Below are 17,871 nucleotides of genomic sequence, written 5' to 3' on the forward strand. Positions count from 1 at the left end.
ACACCCCAATTGGCGGGCCCGCAGCAGGGTCTGCCGATGACGATCCGAGGTGGCGGCCACCCGAAGCTACACATGGTCCTTCGGACCGCCGGCGTAGAATGGGCCCCGCCGCCCCGGAGCTTCGCCACCGATGCGCATGCTGCATCATGGTCAGATCCCACTGCGATCTACCGCATACAAGTCTGCCGCGCGACCTTCGCGCCTGGCTCGGCGAGCTCGCCTCGGAAATCTGTCGTCGGCATTTGGCCCCCACTGGAAACGGCTCACCCGACCCGGCAAAGCCTGCCGCGTGCTCGTGACCGTCAAGGACAAGTCGCTTCGCGATGGGAGCCTGCGGCCCACCCTTGACCGTCACTGCGCGCGGCGGCCAGTTCGAAGCCAGGTCGGCACGAGGAGATGGTCGCCAATCGGCCCGAACGAGGAGATGAGGAAACGAACCAGGAGCAAGCTTGACAATCATCGCCCCATACAAGTGTAGCTCTTCGCGAAGGACTACTTGGAGTGTCATTTCGCCCTCTCCCGGAACTGACCCGCAGTTCCTTGGTGATATCCGCCAGCAGCGTACGCCAATCGGGATAGCCGGCGCGCCGCGACAGGCCGGCACCGATGAAGGCGGCCGCCGAACCTATTCGACTTTTCGCCCAGCGTTTAATGATTTCGGCAGCTTCCGACGCCCTTCTGGTCGGCCCAGGCGAGAATGGCGTTCGAGGTGAACTCGCTGCCATTGTCGCTGACAATCATCGTCGGCCGGCCACGCTCGGCAATGAGCTGATCCAACTCGCACGCCACACGAATGTCCGAGAGCGATGTGCGGCCACCAGCGCCAGGCATTCCCGCGTGCAGTCGTCGACGACGGCAAGGATGCGGAAGCGGCGCCCGTCGGTGAGTTGGTCCGACACGAAGTCGAGCGACCACCGCTCATTGCGACGCAGCAGCACCAGCATCGGCGCCATGGTTCCGGTCGCCCGCGCCCGCCACGGTGGCGAACGGCCAGCGCGACGCTCGCCGCTCGCGATCAAACTACCAATATTAAGGGCGTATCTATGCTGGATCGAGCCGCCGCCCAACAAGTTCCCCGACCGACCGCGGATGACGTGCCGGCGAGGTGAATCCGGCGCGCGCAACAGTATGACTGGTATAACGTGATGCAAAGTGTTGGGGTGTGTAGCGGGCACGATCTCCGGACCTGCCTGAGGCAGCGCAAGCCATTCATAGATGCCGTTCTCCAAAAATCGAGATAACGCGCTGTATGCACACGCCTCAGCACCGAGGCGTCCGTTGGCTTCAGCGCCTCGTGTCCGGCGGAGAGGGCCGACGCAAGTAGCACATCCGCGTTCTGGCCGTTCGGGGCTTGGCTCCAACCTGCCGTGAGAAATGAACATTTGCGGATCGTGACTACGATGACCGTCCCGAATGATTTTCATCTTTATCGCCTCCTTGAGCTCCCCAGCCAGGCCCGCCTTCGGCAGACGGCCCGATCTCTGGTGAGAACGGACAACGGCGAAGTCACGTTGTCTGCATATAAACGCGTTGAGACCTGCGGCCGCTGATGTCAGCTGACCATGGCCACGGCTTCCATTGCGCCGTGGCCTGCAGGCGGTGAATATGTGTAGCGAAAGCGGAGCGTTTTGAGCGGGGCGGGACCAAGAGATTGCGCAGAGCCGACAAGATCGAAACGAAGCGTTGCAGTGCTCCTGGTGATCGGAAGCCTTGCATCATCCGCTCCCGTTTTCGCAGCGGCACATATGCCTTCTCCGGTCGGTTGTTCAAATCCCTTGTGCGACCAATGCTCGAATTTGGTGTTGCGGCGGTTCTGGACGATCTCGTCGAGCACATAGCCATCCTGGTCAACGACGCGCCACAACCAGGTTTCCTGCCGGCGATGGTAATGGCGACCTCGTCCAGGTGCCAGACATCGTTTCGGCTGTGCTGCTTGCGGCAAGCGCGTAATGCGGACCGAACTTGATGCCCCACCCGCCCTTGAAGCTGACGGTCGCGGTGTTCATGCCATCGGTCTATGCGCAAATCCCTGAACGCGAGTTAAGTTGATAACGTCAATTCCCTTTGCCACTTTTCGGCATACGCATGCATCAATTCCCGATCTGGCTGGAAGCCTGGTGGCGCCAGGTAATACCCCCAATCCATCTCATCAGCGATGACCTTCTATAAAGTTGCCGTAAGGGTTGGATCTCGCACCCCAAGAAAAATTCAGACGATGGACCCATAACAGCCCATCTTAGGGCCGGACCAGCAGCAATAGCCGTGTCAATTGCTTGAAGGTCAGCCACTCCTTGAGGAGCGTGGCTGACGGCGCGGAAGATGGCGCGATTGTCCTCGCGCAGCACCTTCAGCCATGAGCCGATTTAGTCGGCGTGGCGCACGGTCGGCTCGATGCCGAGACTGCTGCAGACGAAGCGGCAGAGATTTCGGCGACGAGTTCCTCGCGCGCATAGGTTTTCGTACCGAACGAGCCGGATCGTGGAGGTGCTCGGGCAGGCTGTCGCACTGCGCGACGAAGACGGGTAGAAGCGTTGCAAAAAAGGCACGGCCTGCGGTTCGTCGCCCTCGGCCTTGGCGCGTTCCTTTTCGTCCTTGGGAACGAAGCGGTCGGCATGCACGATGGTCGTGCCGCGCTCGCCCTGCTTGACATTGCCGCCAAGGACAAGCGCCTGCCGGAAGGTCAGCCAGTACTGGCTGGGGTAGCCGCGCTCGATGACCGCGCCCACAGGATAGGATGTTGATGCCGGAATAGCAGCGGCCAGTGGCGGCATTCCTCGGCAGGCCAAGGTCCGCCTCGCCCTGCCCCACGGTTTGACCCATGGCACGGTGCCGCGCTCCAGTTCGGCAATGATGCGGTCGGTGATCTCCTGATAAAGGCTCGCGCCCGGGCGGCCGCCCTTCCTTTGCGCCGGGCTTGCAAGGGCAGAACGCTTTTCGGTTGCACGCATCGTTTGTCCTCCGCTCCAAATCTCCCACGCCCTCCCCCGGAAGCGGGGTGGGCGGCGAAAGCGACCGGAAAGGCCTGCCGTAGAAGGCGGACCGCATCCGAAGGACCGGAACGAAGAGGAGGACCCGGAGCCGCAGGCGAAGGGTTGCGGGATGCCGCGGCGGGCCTAGAAGGGAGTGCCGCCCACTCCGCATCCGGGGAAAGGCCAACAGATTGACCGCGCCGGCCAAATGGGTCCATCAGCAGCCGACGGGCTGCCCGCGCCAGGGGGTAAGGCCGGATGGCCGAGACCGCCTGAGCTGGCGAATGAAAGCGGGCTCGGTTCACGAGCATCCGGCGAGCAAACGTCGTCGGAGCGGACGGACGGGGATCTTCGTGCTTCACTTCCGTTCACCCTCGACTATGCAATCATGTCAATCAGGCTGCGATGCCGTCTGCCAATTTGGGTGTTGGGCCACGTAAGGTAGTGTCGCTGAGAGTTCTGCAAATTCGCTGAGAGGGGGCGGTCATGGCAGGCTGGTGATGTTCAACGTCACCTGATTCCCGCGAAGGAACGCCACCATGACCAAGACTGAAAGTAAGACCGCCAGCGCCGTCGTCAAAGACATTCTGCTTTCGGACCCGCAAGGTCTGCACGAAGTGATCCGGGCGGTGATGCAGGAGGTGCTCGAGGCCGAGATGGACGAGGCGCTGGGGGCTTCGAAGGGCGAGCGCACACTGGAGCGGCTCGGCTACCGCTCGGGTTATTATGGCCGCACTCTTGTCACCCGTGTCGGCAAACTTGAGCTGCGAGTTCCGCAGGACCGGGCCGGCCGCTTTTCCACCGAGCTTTTCGAGCGTTACCAGCGTTCGGAGCGGGCCTTGGTGGCCACGCTTGCGGAGATGTATGTGCAGGGCGTGTCGACCCGCAAGGTCAAGGCGATCACGGAAGAGCTGTGCGGTCATTCGTTCTCGGCCTCGTCCATCTCGGCCATCAACAAACGCCTGGATGAGAGCTTGAAAGCGTTTGCCGAGCGCCCGCTTCAAGAGCCTTTTGCCTACCTCATCCTCGAAATGCTCGCTACGAGAAGGTGCGCGAAGCCGGCATCGTCATGAGCCAGGCGGTGCTGATCGCGGTTGGCATCGACTGGGACGGCCGGCGTCAGATCCTGGCCGTGGAGATGGCCAATCGCGAGAGCCGCTCGGCCTGGAGGGACTTTCTCGTCGGCTTGAAGGCGCGCGGCCTCAAGGGCGTCGAGCTGGTCGTGTCCGACGATCATGCCGGCCTGGTCGCGGCGATCGGCGAGGTGATCCCGGAAGCGGCATGGCAGCGCTGCTACGTGCATTATGCCGATGTCCGGATTATGTCGACCTTGGGGGTGGATGTCGGCTTCGGAGGCGGTGATCGCTGCGATGGGGTCGGCATAATCACCGGCGGTCTGACGGATCGTGCAAACTCCTCTTCTTGTTTCCAAAGAAGGGGATGCTTTCATGTCAATCGATCCGTTTCGCGTTCGCGTCCAGGGTCCACTTGCCCCGTTTGCGGCTGGGTTTGCCGGCGAACTCGCCCGACAAGGCTATACGCCGCTTTCCGCTCGCGAGCAGATGCGGCTGGTGGCGCGATTGAGCCGCTGGCTCGCCTTGGAAGGCATGGATGTGGAGGGACTGGGTGCGAGCGAGGTCGATCGGTTCGTCCGTACCCGTCGTGCCGCTGGCCCGCAACTCCACTCGATCAAAGCATTGCAGCCCCTGTTGGCCTATTTGCAGTCTCGCGGCGTGGTGCTGCCGTCGCCCCGTGCACCCGAGGATCCGGCAGATCAGCTGCTGGAACGATACCGACGCTATCTGGCGATTGAGCGCGGTTTGGGGAAAGCGACCGCCGATGTCTATGCCCGGTGGTGCGCCCCTTTCTGCGTCATCGATTGTCGTCCGACGGGCGTGCCCTGGACCTTGCGGGTTTGGCCGCGACCGACGTCGTCACCTTTGTCGTGGCACGTTGCCCTCAGCTGAGCCGCGGCGCGGCAAGCCTGACTGTAACGGCGCTGCGGTCGCTGCTCACGTTCCTTCATGTCGAGGGTCTCATCGCGCGATCTCTTGCCGCTTGCGTGCCCTCGGTCGCCGGTCGGCGATTGGCTGGGTTGCCAAAGGGACTGGATTGCGACCAGGTTCAGCGCCTGCTGACGTCCTGCGGCCGCGATACGTCGAACGGCTGCCGCGACTTCGCGGTCCTGACCATATTGGTTCGTCTTGGCTTGCGGGCGGGGGAAGTCGCCAAGCTCAAGCTTGACGACCTGGATTGGCGGACCGGTGAGATTCTCGTACGGGGCAAAGGAAGCTGCATCGAACACCTTCCCTTGCCGGCCGATGTCGGCGAAGCGGTGGCGGCCTATCTGCGCCACGGCCGTCCCCGGACCGCCCAGGGCCGGACAGTATTTGTGCGAGTCAGGGCGCCCCACGATGCCCTCACAAGCGCTGGCGTGTCGCAAATCGTGGCCGCCGCCGGTTGCCGCACCGGGCTCGGCCGGATCCACGCCCACCGCCTGCGCCATACGGCGGCGTCGGCGATGTTGCGCGCCGGCGCGTCGCTGCCGGAGGTCGGGCAGGTCCTGCGTCATCGCCGCGCCCTGACAACGGCGATCTATGCCAAGGTTGATCGCGAAGCCCTGCGAACGATTGCCCGCCCTTGGCCGGGAGAGGTGGCATGAGCGCCCTTCGCCAGGCCCTGGCCGATTACCTGGCCATGCGTCGCGCCCTCGGCTACACGCTTGTTGGGTCCGAGAAGCTTCTTGCCCAGTTCCTCACCTACCTCGAGGCGCAGGGCGAAGACCACCTGACCACCAAGACGGCCCTCATTTGGGCGATGCTGCCGGCAGGCGCCGATCGAAGCTGGATGTCGGCGCGACTTTCCGTCGTTCGCCGCTTTGCGACCCATCTGCGCGGGATCGAGCCGGCAACCGAGGTGCCGCCGTGTGATCTGCTGCCGGGGCGATCTTGCCGAGCGACGCCCTACCTCTATTCGCAGGAGGACGTCATCGCCTTGATGACGGCAACCGCGGCCTTGCGCACGCCGCATCGGGAAGCAACCTACCGGACCCTGATCGGCTTGCTGGCCGTGACCGGAATGCGGGTTGGAGAAGCGATCGGCCTGGACCGCGACGACTTCGATGCGGTCGGCGGCGGCCTCACCATTCGGCGCGGAAAGTCCGGAAAATCCCGCGAGTTGGCGTTACATCCGAGCACTGTTGCGGCCCTCGGCAATTATCTGCGCCGGCGCGATCGACCCCGCCGGCCGCCGAACACGCCCGCCCTGTTCGTCTCACCGGCCGGCACTAGTACCTTTTCACAGTGGTTCTGACTCTTTGACCACTTGCGGATAGGCCCGACCCATTTTGGCTCGGGCCTTGTCGGTTGTGAACATCCAATCGATACGAGCTCCGGCAGCGTTTCGCTGGCGCTCCCATGCGGCGATCTCGCTGGTTAGACGCTCGGCATTGTCGATACGTCGATCCAGGCACTGGCCGTTGAGGACGCCGATCTCGATCTCAACCATGTTGAGCCAACTGGCGTGCTTGGGCGTGTAGTGGAATTCCAGACGGCGCAGGATGCGGCGGGCTTCGGCCGGCGGGAAGGCTTCGTAGAGGGTGCCCGCCGTGTGGGTCGACAAATTGTCCTGCACGACGCGAATGCAGCTTGCCTCGGAATAATGGACATCGACGAGGTCGCGCATGCAGTGGGCATAATCTCGTGCGGTGCGCCGCGCGGTGACCTTGACCCTTCGCCAAGGCCGGTTCACGTCAAGAAAGACGAACAGATTGACGGTGCCGTTGCGGCGGTACTCATAGTCGTAGCGCTCCAACTGGCCGGGCTCGGCGGGGATGGGCTGACGAACCTCGTCGATGAGCTGCACCGGGGTCTCGTCGAAGCAGACTACCGGGCGCTTTGGATCGGGCGCTTCGGCATAGAGATCGAGCACGTCTTCCATGCGTGCCACATACTCGCCGTTGATCTGGGGAATGCACCACATGTCCCTGCGCCACGGCTTGAGGTGGTTCTCGGCCAGCCGGCGGCGCACCGTCTCGTGCGACAGACTATTGTGATCGGTCAGCTTGACCATGGCGTCGGCAAGCAGTTCCAGCGTCCAGCGGCGTCGGCCCGCAGGCGGGTTCGCGCACGCCGTCGCCACCAGCAAGGCTTCCTCCTTGCCGGTCAGCTTGCGCTCGGCCCCCGGACGCGGCAGTTCGCTCATTGCGTATTCCAGATTGCCCTCCACAAAACGGCGCTTGGTGCGATAGACGGTCGAGCCGCCCACCGCCGCCACCCGGGCAATCTCCTCGTCGCTGCTTCCGGCATCCGCGGCAAGCAGGATTTGGGCTCGCTTGAGCTTACGGGCAGCATGCCTGCCTCCCTTCAGCATGGTGTTCAACTCGTCGCGTTCGGCTTGGCTCAGTTCCACTCGATAACGTATGTTCATTGCAGCCTCCTCGTCGGAGGCACCGGACGAATCCAAAGATGAGTCAAAAATCAGACGCTGCACAGCGGCCCGCCGACAAGGGCTTCACCGAAAAGCAGGGGCAGTACCTGGCCTTCATCTACACCTATTCGCACATGTTTCGGTGCCCGCCCGCCGAAGCCGACAGCCAACGCCATTTCCAGGTCAGTCCGCCGTCGGTCCATCAGATGATCGTCACCCTCGAACGCAACGGCCTCATTCGCCGTCAACCCCGCGTTCCAAGAAGCATCGAGATCCTTGTCCCTCCGCAACGCCTGCCCATTCTCGAATGGCTGGAAATCAACCAGTCAACATCACTGTGAAAAGGTACTAGGCTGCTCTATGTGAACGTTCAAACACGTTCCAGAAGCTCGTCTGTCGCGTCGGCATCGCCCCGCGCTCGGCAGGTTGCCGACCACGGCTCCACGACCTGCGGCACGCGTTTGCCGTTCGCACGCTTCTTGATGCTTATCGCGACGGCGGCGACCCGGGGCGCCGGCTTGCCCTGCTGTCGACCTATCTCGGTCACGCCGTCCGGGCAAGACGTACTGGTATCTCTCGGCGGCTCCGGAATTGCTGCAACTGGCCGGTGATCGTCTGGAACGACGGATCGGAGGCGGCGCATGACCGCCCTCAGCGCGACCTTGCAGGCGTTCTTCACCGACCGCCTGATCCGGCAGCGGCAAGCCAGCCCGCATACCCTCGCCGCCTATCGGGACACCCTGCGGCTGATGCTGGTCTTCGCCGCCGCGCGGCATGACACAGAGCCTTCCAGGCTGGAGTTCAACGACCTCGATGCCGCGTGTGTCGGCGACTTCCTCGATCACCTCGAGCGTCATCGAGGCAACAGCGCGCGGACCCGGAATGCGCGGCTTGCCGCAATCAGGTCGTTGTTCCGGTTCGCCGCCCTTCGTTACCCCGAGTACGCCGCGACAATCGAGCGGGTGCTCGCGATTGCGCCTAAGCGTTTTGAGCGACGGCTTGTGACGTTCCTGACGGAGGAGGAACTCGATGTATTGCTGTCCGCCCCCGCGCGGTCGACCTGGACCGGGCGGCGCGACCACGCCTTGCTTCGGCTCGCCGCCCAAACCGGCCTGCGGGCGTCCGAACTGATCGGCCTTCACTGCGCCGATATCCATCTCGGTTCCGGCGCTCATGTCAGCTGTATCGGAAAGGGGCGAAAGCAGCGGATCACACCCCTTACCTCCAACATGGCCGCCGTGCTGCGCGTCTGGCTGGCCGAACGTGCCGGGCAGCCGGCCGATTCTTCTTCCCTACACAGACCGGCAGGATGATCAGCCGCGACGCTATCGAGCACCGGCTCGCGAGGTATGTCGAAATCGCTGCCAGAAACTGTCCGTCGCTGCAGCGGAAAAGGGTCACACTGCACACCTTGCTCATACCGCGGCAATGCGACTGCTGCGTGCCGGCGTCGACACCTCGGTGATCGCGCTGTGGCTTGGCCACGAACAGATCGAGACCACCCACATCTACTTGCACGCCGATCTGGAGCTTAAAGAACGCACCCTGGCGAAAACCACGCCGGCCAACACGGCGCCAGGACGCTACAGACCGCCCGACAAGCTTCTCGCTTTCCTCGAGGCGCTCTGATTATGCCGACCCCATCGCAGCGATCACCGCCTCCGAAGCCGACATCCACCCCCAAGGTCGGCATAATCCGGACATCGGCATAATGGACCTTGGACTAACCCGCTCCGCGGATGCGGAGCGGCAAGGAGGATGTGTGCCGCCGGCGTGGTGTTGATCGCGTCGTCTGTCGCGCTGGTCATGTGTCCACAACAAGCTCCGACTGCGTCAGCATGGAGTGGCTGCTTGCAGCCCATTCCATCGGACAAAGGAGGAGTTTGTCATGACCCAACTTCGCCAGCGCATGAGCGAGGACATGGAGGTGCGCAACCTTTCGCTCAATACCCAGCTTTCCTACCTTCAGCAGGTGTCGCTGTTCGCCCGCTATTTCGGCAAGTCGCCGGCCTTGCTCGGGCGAGAGGACATTCGGACCTACCAGGTCTATCTGACCAATGAGAAGAAGCTGTCGCCCGGCTCGATCCACACCGCCATTGCGGCGCTGCGCTTCCTCTACAAGGTGACGCTCGAGCGGGATTGGGCGCCTGAAGAGGTCCTGCCGCTTCCCAAGAAGCCGCAGAAGCTGCCGATCATCCTCAGTGCCGAGGAAGTTCAGCGGTTCCTCGGTTGCGTCCTCGACATCAAACACCACGCCATCCTGACCACTTGCTATGCCGCCGGATTGCGCATCTCGGAAGCGGTTCAGCTGACGCCTACGGGCATCGACAGCCAGAGAATGGTCATCCGCATCGAGCAGGGCAAAGGTCAGAAGGACCGCTATGTGATGCTGTCGCCCAAGCTGCTGGAGATCCTGCGCAACTATTGGAAGCTGCGCCAGCCAAAGGCGTGGCTCTTCCCCGGCGACCGCGCCGACCAGCCGATCACCAGGAGTGCGGTGGGACAAGCCTGCGCGAAAGCGCGCGACCTCTCCGGATTGTCCAAATCGGTCACGCCACACAGTTTGCGACACGCCTTCGCCGTCCATCTGTTGGAGGCCGGCGCCGACGTGCGCACCATTCAACTGCTGCTCGGTCACCCGCAGCCTCGCGACTACCGCCCATTACCTGCGGATCGCCACCAACAAGGTCTGCGCCACGTCGAGCCCCTTCGAGCTCTTACCGCGTCCGGCGCCCATCCTGCCGCCACCCGCCAAACCTCAATACTTCTGAGCTCGCGCCGATAGCCCGCTCGGGGCCGGAAGTGGCGGATATCTTCCGCTACTACGGCGAAGCCTATCGCGAGCAGCATGACGCGTCGCTGTCGACCGCCCAGCGCCGCGTTATGACGGCAATCGAACTGTGCCGGACCGCCGCGCTCGGCGGGCACGTCGAAGCGTGCGATCACTGCGGCCATAGCCGCATTGCGTTCAACAGCTGCCGCGATCGCCATTGCCCGAAGTGCCAGTCGCTGGCCCGCGCGCAATGGCTGGAGGATCGTCGCGCTGAACTTCTCGACACACAGTACTTTCACGTCGTCTTCACGCTGCCCGGCGACATTGCCGCCATCGCCTATCACAACAAGGCGCTCGTCTACGGCCTGCTCTTCCGTGCCGCCGCCGAGACCCTGCGCACCATTGCTGCCGACCCCAAGCACCTGGGTGCCGAGATCGGCTTCTTCGCCGTGCTGCACACCTGGGGCCAGAACCTGCTTCATCATCCGCATCTGCATTGCGTCGTCGCCGGCGGCGGCCTGTCTGCCGACGGTCGTCGGTGGATCGCCTGCAAGCCCGGCTTCTTCTTGCCCGTCCGGGTGCTCTCGCGCCTGTTCCGACGATTGTTCCTGGAACATCTGAAGAAAGCCTTCGACGCTGGCCAGTTGCAGTTTTTCTCTGGCCTGCAGCACCTGAGCGAGCGCGACGCCTTCCGGCGTTATTTGGCGCCGCTACGAAAGGCTGAGTGGGTCGTCTTTGCCAAGCCGCCCTTCGCCGGACCTGCCCAGGTGCTCGACTATGTCGGGCGCTATACGCACCGCGTTGCCATCTCCAACAACCGTCTCATCGACATCGAGGACAACGCCGTTCGTTTCCGCTGGAAGGACTACCGGCACGGCAATCGGCAAAAGGTCATGACCGTCGCGTCCGACGAGTTCATTCGCCGCTTCTTGTTGCACGTCCTGCCCGAGGGCTTCCATCGCATCCGCTACTACGGCTTTCTCGGCAAGTGCGCGCCGTCACCCTCGGCTGCCTCTGTCGGCAGGGCGCGGCGGCAATTCTCACATGCCGCAACCTATATCCGTGCCGCTTCGGCGCACGCGACCCCTTGCAATCGCACCCTCCGCGACGGCATCCCCAAACCACACGACGCCTGTTCATGGGCACCGCCTCGATTGAACGCCCATAGCGGCCACCCGTGCCGGCGGCTTAGTCCAACACGTTTTTAGCTCACCGTCGCGATCGGCCCCTGTGCGCTCTCGCCACCCGCCGTTTTGCGCGACGCCAAGCTAAAAACGCTCTGCATTATGCCGACGTCGGCATAACGTGCACTTCCTCAGGAACGCGCTCGATCACCTGCCGAGAAAGCATGGCGACGATTGCCTGCAGGAACTGCGCTGGCTCTACGACCGGCGCGATCTCGCCGAGGCCAAGGCCGATCTCGCCGCATGGCTTTCCAAATGGTCGGCCCGCTACCCACGACTGACGACATGGGTGGAGGAGTCGAGTACACGCTGACCTTCTTTCGTCTGCCACGCCAGCAGCACAAGCATCTCAAGAGCACCAACATGCTTGAACGGCTCAACGAGGAAATCCGACGGCGCACCTATGTCGTGCGCATCTTTCCAAACTCACAGAGTTGCCTGCGCCTCGTCAGGGCGCTGGCCGTCGAAACCAACGAAAACTGGATGGAGGCCAACCGCTACATCAACATGGACGACCTGCGCGAGCACAAGAAGCTCGCTCTGCGCCAAGCCGCATGACCAGCACCATGGCGCCCCTTTTTGCAGAACTTGACGCACACAACCCCACGTACCGAATTAACGTGGCAGCTAAAGTGCTTTTTTATCCGACTGGCTGGCTTGCCTCCGAGAACCGTAGCGTACCGGCAGATACGACTTACGGAATACCCCGATAGGACAGCTCCCGATAGCACAACCCATCGGTGCGAAAGTGGATTGCGGAACGACAGCACGACTGCTCTCGGTGGAACTCGCGGAAAAAACTAATCTGCGCATGATGTTATTGCGCTGCACGGTTTCCCTTGTACCTGTGCGCCAAGCTCAGCAGTTTTGGGCGCCATGTGCTAATCTAATCATGCGCGTTTGGCCAAGGGCGAGTTTTTTTGCGCCCTCTGAGGACGCGCGGGCGCCATTCAACTGCAACTCAGGTCCAAAGATAAGTTTTGGGGCGACCGGACACTGCTTCCATTTCTACGGCGGTCTGATCAAGTCGCAGGGATCAACGTTCAGTGCGACCGCCAGTAGCCCGAGCGCGCTTACACTCGCAGAAGCACGGGCGCGTTCGATCGAGCCTACGTAGCGCATGCTAAGCTCAGCGCGCGCAGCCAGGTCTTCTTGCCGGCCCTGCTATTCAAGTACTTAGCTCCTTACCAAACCGCTCCGCGGCAATGCGAGGAATGTCGCGCCTCAAAGTATGGTCATGCGAATCTCCTGATTATTCTTTGGCGCCCGACATCGCGACCGAGTCGGTGAAGAAGCGTTGAAAGCCCAGCAGAATGACTGCAGGGATGAGGCTCAGAACGGTCGATGCAGCGAAGATCTGGCCGTAGTCGGTGGTATGCTCCCCCGCCATCAAGGCGAGGGTGATCGGGGCGAGGAACATGTCCTGGCGCGTCGTGACCAGAAGCGGCCAGAGATAGGCCTGCCATTGCCCATTGAAGAGGATGACCCCGGCGGCGATGAGAGCCGGACGCGAAAGCGGCAGGAAAATCTCGAGGAAAATCCTTAGCCAGCTTGCTCCATCGACTTGAGCCGCTTCAATCAGCGAACGCGGTATGGCGCGGAAGAACTGCCGCAGTAGGAAGATCACCATGCCGTTGCCCACGAAAGGCACGATCAGTGCGATGTAGGTGTTCTGCAGCCCGCCCCGTGCGAAGATGGCCGACAACGGGACAGCCACGACCTCCTCTGGGATCAAAAAGCTGAAGACGATGAGGGCGAAGACGACGTCGCGGCCGCGCCACTGCATCGCACTCAACGCGAAGGCTGCGGCTGCGCACACCAGCAGGGCCACGACCACCGTACATGCCGCCACGACGAAAGAGTTAATCAATCCAGTTCGGAACGACCCGCCGAGCGCGCTGCCAAAATTTTCCAGCGTCGGCCGTGGCGGAATAAAGGAGCCAATGGAAAGCGGATCGAGCGAGGTGAATATCTCGCTACCGGGCCGGAGGCTACCTGCAATCAGCCAAGCGATTGGCAGCATAAAACCGGCGGCGACAACGATACCGAACAGCAGATGAACGATGCGTCCCGCCCCGGCCGAGTTTGTTTCTACGGCGCTCATTGCTGCTTCTCCCGCGACAGCAATCGGAACTGGATGAGGATGATCACCATCATGACGACCATCAAAGTTAACCCTTCCGCAGCAGCCAGTGGCACGTCATTGAAAAAGTAAGCCTGCTGATACACGTCGAACATGACGAGCTGCGTGCTGCCATTGGGCCCGCCTCGGGTAAGTATCGCGATCGGAGCGAACAGCAAAAATGCGGCCACCGTGTCAGCGACGATTACGAAGGCCAGCGGCCGACGCATCAGCGGGATAGTGATGTGCCATAGCGACGAAAGTTTCCCAGCCCCATCGATCGATGCTGCCTCATAGAGATCGCGAGGAATGTCCTTTAGGCCACTGATGAGGAAAATCATCCAGAAGCCGCATCCGATCCACGAACTCATCACAGTGATCGACATCAGTGCCTGGTCTGGCGACGTGAGGAACGGTTGAGCGCTCACGCCTACAGACCTCAACAGAGCATTTGCCAATCCCTGCGGGCGGTATGCAGCGCCCCACAGTATGGCTGCGACGCTCGATGGGATTAATACCGGCAGGAACACCAAGACTCGCAGCAGCGAGATGATCCGTGAGGTTTCGGCAAACAGCAAAGCGAGGCCAAAAGCAATTGCCGTCTGCAGCGGCACGGTCACCGCGACAAAGGTTAGGGTCGCCTGGAGGGTCTTGGCAAATGAAGGCGCCGTGAAAAGAAACTCGAAATTATCGAGCCAGACAAATTCGCCGTCGGGGCCGGACAAGCTCTGTTGAACGAGCCAACCTGCTGGCAACAACCGAAACAGGATGAGGGCAACCAGAGCCGGAGACAGGAAGAGGAGCGGCGCTATGGCGGCCCTCCATTTTGACAATCGACTGGTTATGAGTGCAGCCCTCACAATTTCTCCCTCAGAAATCGCTTCCATCGCCATCTCTTAATCCTTGATGCGCTTGAAGCTGCGCTCGAGTTCACGTTGAAGCTGCGGAAACGTCTGAGCAGCATCACTGCCGTTGCGGATATCGCTCCACGCACGCGTGACCAGCTCCTCCAATTGGAGATATCCGAGTGTACGCGGTCGCCGGATCGCCGTGTTCGCCAGCTCGTACTGCATCAAAACATCGATACCCTTCAGGCTTGGATTTTGCTGGGGAATGCGGCTTAACACCTCGGCCGCAGCGTCGATGTTTGCGGATAGATGGCCTGTGCTGTCGGCGGCAACCAGCGCCCCATCTTTATCCAAGCCCACGTAATTCAAGAATTGCATGGCCAGATCGGCTTTGGTTGTGTCCGCCGTGGCTCCCAAATGGAATGATTCTGAAGGCGTCACTGCTTTGCCACCGGCGAAATACGGATGAGGCGCCGCTGCGTAGTCAAGACCATCGACCTTGTTGAATTCGTCGATCAACCAGGGACCGCCAACAAGAAATGCAAGCCGGCCGGATTTGAACAGGTCGATCAACTCTTGCTCGGTCGGACCACTCGGAGCCACGCCATCGGCGAAGATGCTCCCATACCATTTTCCTGCCTGCAGCCAAGCATCGTTGGCCACGTCTACGGTCAGCAGGTCGTCACCCTTGACGCCTGGCCCACCGCCAAGCGACTCTGGAAGGACCTGTAGCTGGTAGTAGCGATCGACTTGCTCGAATCCGAAGCCCCACTCGGCTCCGGCCGCCTGCACCTTCTTGGCAAGCTCGATGACTTTGTCCCAGGTCATGCGCGCGTCGGGCGAGATACCCGGCGCTTCAACACCGGCCTTAGCCAGAAGCCCCTTGTTGAAGAACAGGAGCTGCGTTGACTCCCACATCGGCATTGACAGCATCTTCCCCTTGTAATTAGCTCCCTGGATATCGCTAGGGAGCAGTTTGCCTTTGCTCTTTTCTCCGAAGGCGCTCGTCAGGTCTGCCAAAATGCCGAGCTTGGAGAACGTCGGGACATAAGTCGGGTCCACGAGGAAGACATCGATTCCGGAATTCCCCGTCCGGAAGCGCTGGACTATCGTGTTCTGAAGGTCGGGAAAGGGCACACCTTCGAAAGTAACCTTCTTGCCAGACGCCTTTTCGAAGGCATTGAAGAACTCCTTAAAATTGGCGCCGTCTCCATAGCCGAAGAATCGCAACGTCTGGTCCTGCGCCATGGCCGGCAACGACCCAAGCAGTGGCAGCGACGACACCCCCAACATGCCGGTCAAGAAGCCGCGCCGACCCAAGCGATATCCCGTTCTACTCATCTTGTTTCCTCCCGTTCGTTCTGCGGACCCGCGCGGACCCGCATCGAACCGCTCTCTTAGGTTCAACGCGTTACGCTAAGCCAATTCTTGCAAGAATGCAATAACCCAATATTGTCAGCCACCCAAGTCCTGTGATAGCAATGACTCGGCTTGAGGTGACCGCTTGATTCAGGCCCGGTATCCGTGCACGGATCTAGAACCATTTTCCGTCCACAAACGCACACCTTTTGCTGCGTTTACGGGCGCTTACGCTCGTCGAGAAGCGATTGCAGAGGCATGAGCGGCATAAGCGCGCCTGCTTTTGGCTAACACGGCGCGAGCAAAGCCCCGGCCGGGCGAGATCACCTCGGAATCCGGGGGCGCGATCAAATGGAACAAGGGAACCACTTCGTCGGAATCGGCACATCGGTCCAAGGCCGGCCTCGCGGCGTGAGCCACCGCCCCCATTAAAGTTGGTGGAACAACTCCACTCTGCCAGAGAGCAGATCGCTATCCACCCGCCCATGGGATCTGACAGTCCCCGGGGTTCCTCGGCAAGCTTTGCCGACATTGATCTTGATGTTCTTGCCGCTGGCCTTGAAGTACGCCGGTAGGCCGAGTTGCCGACCAGTGCGTCGCTGACGAACCGATATGCAGATATCGGCCAATCGAGTGCAGGTAGGCGACGATCTCCAGCTTGAGGAAATCGCGATCGCCGCAGGTTTCGTCAATCCGCTGCAGTTCCGGCAACACAGATCCAACTCACTCGCGGACAGGTCGGCATCGCCGAGCAAGTAACTATCATGGCCGACAGCGCAGATATCGCAGCCTGCCTTGATCACCTCCTTAACGGACGCCGGAATTTCGCTCGCATTCATAAGCCTCGTGCTACTTGCGGCCATAAGCACCCTCTCCTTTCAAGGTACTGGCAGCGGCCGATAATGACGGCGCGGATTGCGCCGCGCCGTCATGCTCTGGGCTGTTCCATTCGTCTTCACCTGAACATGCTGCAGAAAATCGAGAATGGCCGTTACCGTCGAACAATTCTAGCTTATCGATGATGGATTTTCGGGCCTCAGCCTCCGCTAGTACCTTTTCACAGTGGTTCTGACTCTTTGACCACTTGCGGATAGGCCCGACCCATTTTGGCTCGGGCCTTGTCGGTTGTGAACATCCAATCGATACGAGCTCCGGCAGCGTTTCGCTGGCGCTCCCATGCGGCGATCTCGCTGGTTAGACGCTCGGCATTGTCGATACGTCGATCCAGGCACTGGCCGTTGAGGACGCCGATCTCGATCTCAACCATGTTGAGCCAACTGGCGTGCTTGGGCGTGTAGTGGAATTCCAGACGGCGCAGGATGCGGCGGGCTTCGGCCGGCGGGAAGGCTTCGTAGAGGGTGCCCGCCGTGTGGGTCGACAAATTGTCCTGCACGACGCGAATGCAGCTTGCCTCGGAATAATGGACATCGACGAGGTCGCGCATGCAGTGGGCATAATCTCGTGCGGTGCGCCGCGCGGTGACCTTGACCCTTCGCCAAGGCCGGTTCACGTCAAGAAAGACGAACAGATTGACGGTGCCGTTGCGGCGGTACTCATAGTCGTAGCGCTCCAACTGGCCGGGCTCGGCGGGGATGGGCTGACGAACCTCGTCGATGAGCTGCACCGGGGTCTCGTCGAAGCAGACTACCGGGCGCTTTGGATCGGGCGCTTCGGCATAGAGATCGAGCACGTCTTCCATGCGTGCCACATACTCGCCGTTGATCTGGGGAATGCACCACATGTCCCTGCGCCACGGCTTGAGGTGGTTCTCGGCCAGCCGGCGGCGCACCGTCTCGTGCGACAGACTATTGTGATCGGTCAGCTTGACCATGGCGTCGGCAAGCAGTTCCAGCGTCCAGCGGCGTCGGCCCGCAGGCGGGTTCGCGCACGCCGTCGCCACCAGCAAGGCTTCCTCCTTGCCGGTCAGCTTGCGCTCGGCCCCCGGACGCGGCAGTTCGCTCATTGCGTATTCCAGATTGCCCTCCACAAAACGGCGCTTGGTGCGATAGACGGTCGAGCCGCCCACCGCCGCCACCCGGGCAATCTCCTCGTCGCTGCTTCCGGCATCCGCGGCAAGCAGGATTTGGGCTCGCTTGAGCTTACGGGCAGCATGCCTGCCTCCCTTCAGCATGGTGTTCAACTCGTCGCGTTCGGCTTGGCTCAGTTCCACTCGATAACGTATGTTCAT

Annotated in this window: 14 protein-coding genes and 5 pseudogenes; 10 read left to right on the forward strand and 9 right to left on the reverse strand. The window is 61.6% G+C overall.

Features of this window, described 5'->3' with window-relative positions; all coding sequences use genetic code 11:
• Positions 1 to 669 precede the first annotated feature (669 nt).
• The 3 genes and pseudogenes from ACZ89F_RS25725 to ACZ89F_RS25735 form a co-directional block, all read right to left on the reverse strand.
• Positions 670 to 974 (reverse strand): annotated as a pseudogene (locus tag ACZ89F_RS25725) (DDE-type integrase/transposase/recombinase); the annotation flags it as partial.
• Between the two features lie 532 nt (positions 975 to 1,506).
• Positions 1,507 to 1,973, reverse strand: a pseudogene (locus ACZ89F_RS25730) (DDE-type integrase/transposase/recombinase); the annotation flags it as partial.
• Between the two features lie 390 nt (positions 1,974 to 2,363).
• A complete protein-coding gene (locus ACZ89F_RS25735) occupies positions 2,364 to 2,948 on the reverse strand; it encodes an ArdC-like ssDNA-binding domain-containing protein (protein ID WP_476094801.1) in 585 nt (194 codons plus the stop codon).
• A gap of 560 nt (positions 2,949 to 3,508) precedes the next feature.
• Between ACZ89F_RS25735 and ACZ89F_RS25740 the strand changes: the two are divergent.
• The 4 genes and pseudogenes from ACZ89F_RS25740 to ACZ89F_RS25755 form a co-directional block, all read left to right on the forward strand.
• Positions 3,509 to 4,275, forward strand: a pseudogene (locus ACZ89F_RS25740) (IS256 family transposase); the annotation flags it as partial.
• A gap of 142 nt (positions 4,276 to 4,417) precedes the next feature.
• On the forward strand, positions 4,418 to 4,936 hold the full coding sequence (locus ACZ89F_RS25745; RefSeq protein ID WP_476097486.1) for a hypothetical protein: 519 nt from the start codon (positions 4,418 to 4,420) through the stop codon (positions 4,934 to 4,936).
• Complete coding sequence (locus tag ACZ89F_RS25750) at positions 4,885 to 5,631, forward strand: site-specific integrase (protein ID WP_476094802.1); 747 nt, start codon at positions 4,885 to 4,887, stop codon at positions 5,629 to 5,631. The genes ACZ89F_RS25745 and ACZ89F_RS25750 overlap by 52 nt, the downstream gene beginning before the upstream one ends.
• Positions 5,628 to 6,281, forward strand: a complete 654-nt coding sequence (locus ACZ89F_RS25755; RefSeq protein ID WP_476094804.1) for a tyrosine-type recombinase/integrase — start codon at positions 5,628 to 5,630, stop codon at positions 6,279 to 6,281. The genes ACZ89F_RS25750 and ACZ89F_RS25755 overlap by 4 nt, the downstream gene beginning before the upstream one ends.
• Here ACZ89F_RS25755 and ACZ89F_RS25760 read toward each other — a convergent pair.
• Positions 6,267 to 7,397, reverse strand: a complete 1,131-nt coding sequence (locus ACZ89F_RS25760) for an IS630 family transposase (protein WP_476097381.1) — start codon at positions 7,395 to 7,397, stop codon at positions 6,267 to 6,269. The two genes, ACZ89F_RS25755 and ACZ89F_RS25760, sit on opposite strands and share 15 nt — an antisense overlap.
• Before the next feature lie 38 nt (positions 7,398 to 7,435).
• On the opposite strand from ACZ89F_RS25760, the gene ACZ89F_RS25765 reads away from it, so the two are divergent.
• The 6 genes and pseudogenes from ACZ89F_RS25765 to ACZ89F_RS25790 all read left to right on the forward strand — a co-directional run.
• Positions 7,436 to 7,738 carry a LexA family protein gene (locus tag ACZ89F_RS25765; protein WP_476094805.1) on the forward strand — a complete coding sequence of 101 codons (303 nt, stop codon included), beginning with the start codon at positions 7,436 to 7,438 and terminating at the stop codon, positions 7,736 to 7,738.
• Between the two features lie 300 nt (positions 7,739 to 8,038).
• The gene (locus tag ACZ89F_RS25770) at positions 8,039 to 8,710 is read left to right on the forward strand and encodes a tyrosine-type recombinase/integrase (protein WP_476094806.1); all 672 of its coding nucleotides are present in this window, start codon (positions 8,039 to 8,041) and stop codon (positions 8,708 to 8,710) included.
• Positions 8,711 to 8,825: 115 nt separating this feature from the next.
• Complete coding sequence (locus ACZ89F_RS25775) at positions 8,826 to 9,026, forward strand: hypothetical protein (protein ID WP_476094808.1); 201 nt, start codon at positions 8,826 to 8,828, stop codon at positions 9,024 to 9,026.
• Positions 9,027 to 9,285: 259 nt separating this feature from the next.
• Positions 9,286 to 10,168 (forward strand): annotated as a pseudogene (locus tag ACZ89F_RS25780) (tyrosine-type recombinase/integrase).
• A 10-nt stretch (positions 10,169 to 10,178) separates the two neighbouring features.
• Positions 10,179 to 11,378 carry an IS91 family transposase gene (locus tag ACZ89F_RS25785; protein WP_476097382.1) on the forward strand — a complete coding sequence of 400 codons (1,200 nt, stop codon included), beginning with the start codon at positions 10,179 to 10,181 and terminating at the stop codon, positions 11,376 to 11,378.
• A gap of 85 nt (positions 11,379 to 11,463) precedes the next feature.
• Positions 11,464 to 11,912 (forward strand): annotated as a pseudogene (locus ACZ89F_RS25790) (transposase); the annotation flags it as partial.
• 450 nt (positions 11,913 to 12,362) lie between these two features.
• Here ACZ89F_RS25790 and ACZ89F_RS25795 read toward each other — a convergent pair.
• The 5 genes from ACZ89F_RS25795 to ACZ89F_RS25815 form a co-directional block, all read right to left on the reverse strand.
• Entirely contained in the window at positions 12,363 to 12,500 is a 138-nt protein-coding gene (locus tag ACZ89F_RS25795; RefSeq protein WP_476097383.1) for a helix-turn-helix domain-containing protein, read from the reverse strand.
• A gap of 106 nt (positions 12,501 to 12,606) precedes the next feature.
• A complete protein-coding gene (locus ACZ89F_RS25800; protein WP_476094809.1) occupies positions 12,607 to 13,458 on the reverse strand; it encodes a carbohydrate ABC transporter permease in 852 nt (283 codons plus the stop codon).
• Positions 13,455 to 14,369, reverse strand: a complete 915-nt coding sequence (locus tag ACZ89F_RS25805; RefSeq protein WP_476094811.1) for a carbohydrate ABC transporter permease — start codon at positions 14,367 to 14,369, stop codon at positions 13,455 to 13,457. Before ACZ89F_RS25805 ends, ACZ89F_RS25800 begins: the two co-directional genes overlap by 4 nt.
• Before the next feature lie 3 nt (positions 14,370 to 14,372).
• Entirely contained in the window at positions 14,373 to 15,617 is a 1,245-nt protein-coding gene (locus ACZ89F_RS25810; RefSeq protein WP_476097384.1) for a sugar ABC transporter substrate-binding protein, read from the reverse strand.
• 1,123 nt (positions 15,618 to 16,740) lie between these two features.
• Complete coding sequence (locus tag ACZ89F_RS25815; RefSeq protein WP_476097381.1) at positions 16,741 to 17,871, reverse strand: IS630 family transposase; 1,131 nt, start codon at positions 17,869 to 17,871, stop codon at positions 16,741 to 16,743.

It is taken from the genome of Mesorhizobium sp. USDA 3734, assembly GCF_056279665.1.

What these genes read in the sequence shown, in the direction of transcription:
- ACZ89F_RS25760 (WP_476097381.1), bottom strand. Translation starts at nt 7,397, where the DNA reads ATGAACATACGTTATCGAGTGGAACTGAGCCAAGCCGAACGCGACGAG.
- ACZ89F_RS25810 (WP_476097384.1), bottom strand. Translation starts at nt 15,617, where the DNA reads ATGTTGGGGGTGTCGTCGCTGCCACTGCTTGGGTCGTTGCCGGCCATG.
- ACZ89F_RS25765 (WP_476094805.1), top strand. Translation starts at nt 7,436, where the DNA reads ATGAGTCAAAAATCAGACGCTGCACAGCGGCCCGCCGACAAGGGCTTC.
- ACZ89F_RS25770 (WP_476094806.1), top strand. Translation starts at nt 8,039, where the DNA reads ATGACCGCCCTCAGCGCGACCTTGCAGGCGTTCTTCACCGACCGCCTG.
- ACZ89F_RS25805 (WP_476094811.1), bottom strand. Translation starts at nt 14,369, where the DNA reads ATGGCGATGGAAGCGATTTCTGAGGGAGAAATTGTGAGGGCTGCACTC.
- ACZ89F_RS25775 (WP_476094808.1), top strand. Translation starts at nt 8,826, where the DNA reads ATGCGACTGCTGCGTGCCGGCGTCGACACCTCGGTGATCGCGCTGTGG.
- ACZ89F_RS25755 (WP_476094804.1), top strand. Translation starts at nt 5,628, where the DNA reads ATGAGCGCCCTTCGCCAGGCCCTGGCCGATTACCTGGCCATGCGTCGC.
- ACZ89F_RS25745 (WP_476097486.1), top strand. Translation starts at nt 4,418, where the DNA reads ATGTCAATCGATCCGTTTCGCGTTCGCGTCCAGGGTCCACTTGCCCCG.
- ACZ89F_RS25800 (WP_476094809.1), bottom strand. Translation starts at nt 13,458, where the DNA reads ATGAGCGCCGTAGAAACAAACTCGGCCGGGGCGGGACGCATCGTTCAT.
- ACZ89F_RS25735 (WP_476094801.1), bottom strand. Translation starts at nt 2,948, where the DNA reads ATGCGTGCAACCGAAAAGCGTTCTGCCCTTGCAAGCCCGGCGCAAAGG.
- ACZ89F_RS25815 (WP_476097381.1), bottom strand. Translation starts at nt 17,871, where the DNA reads ATGAACATACGTTATCGAGTGGAACTGAGCCAAGCCGAACGCGACGAG.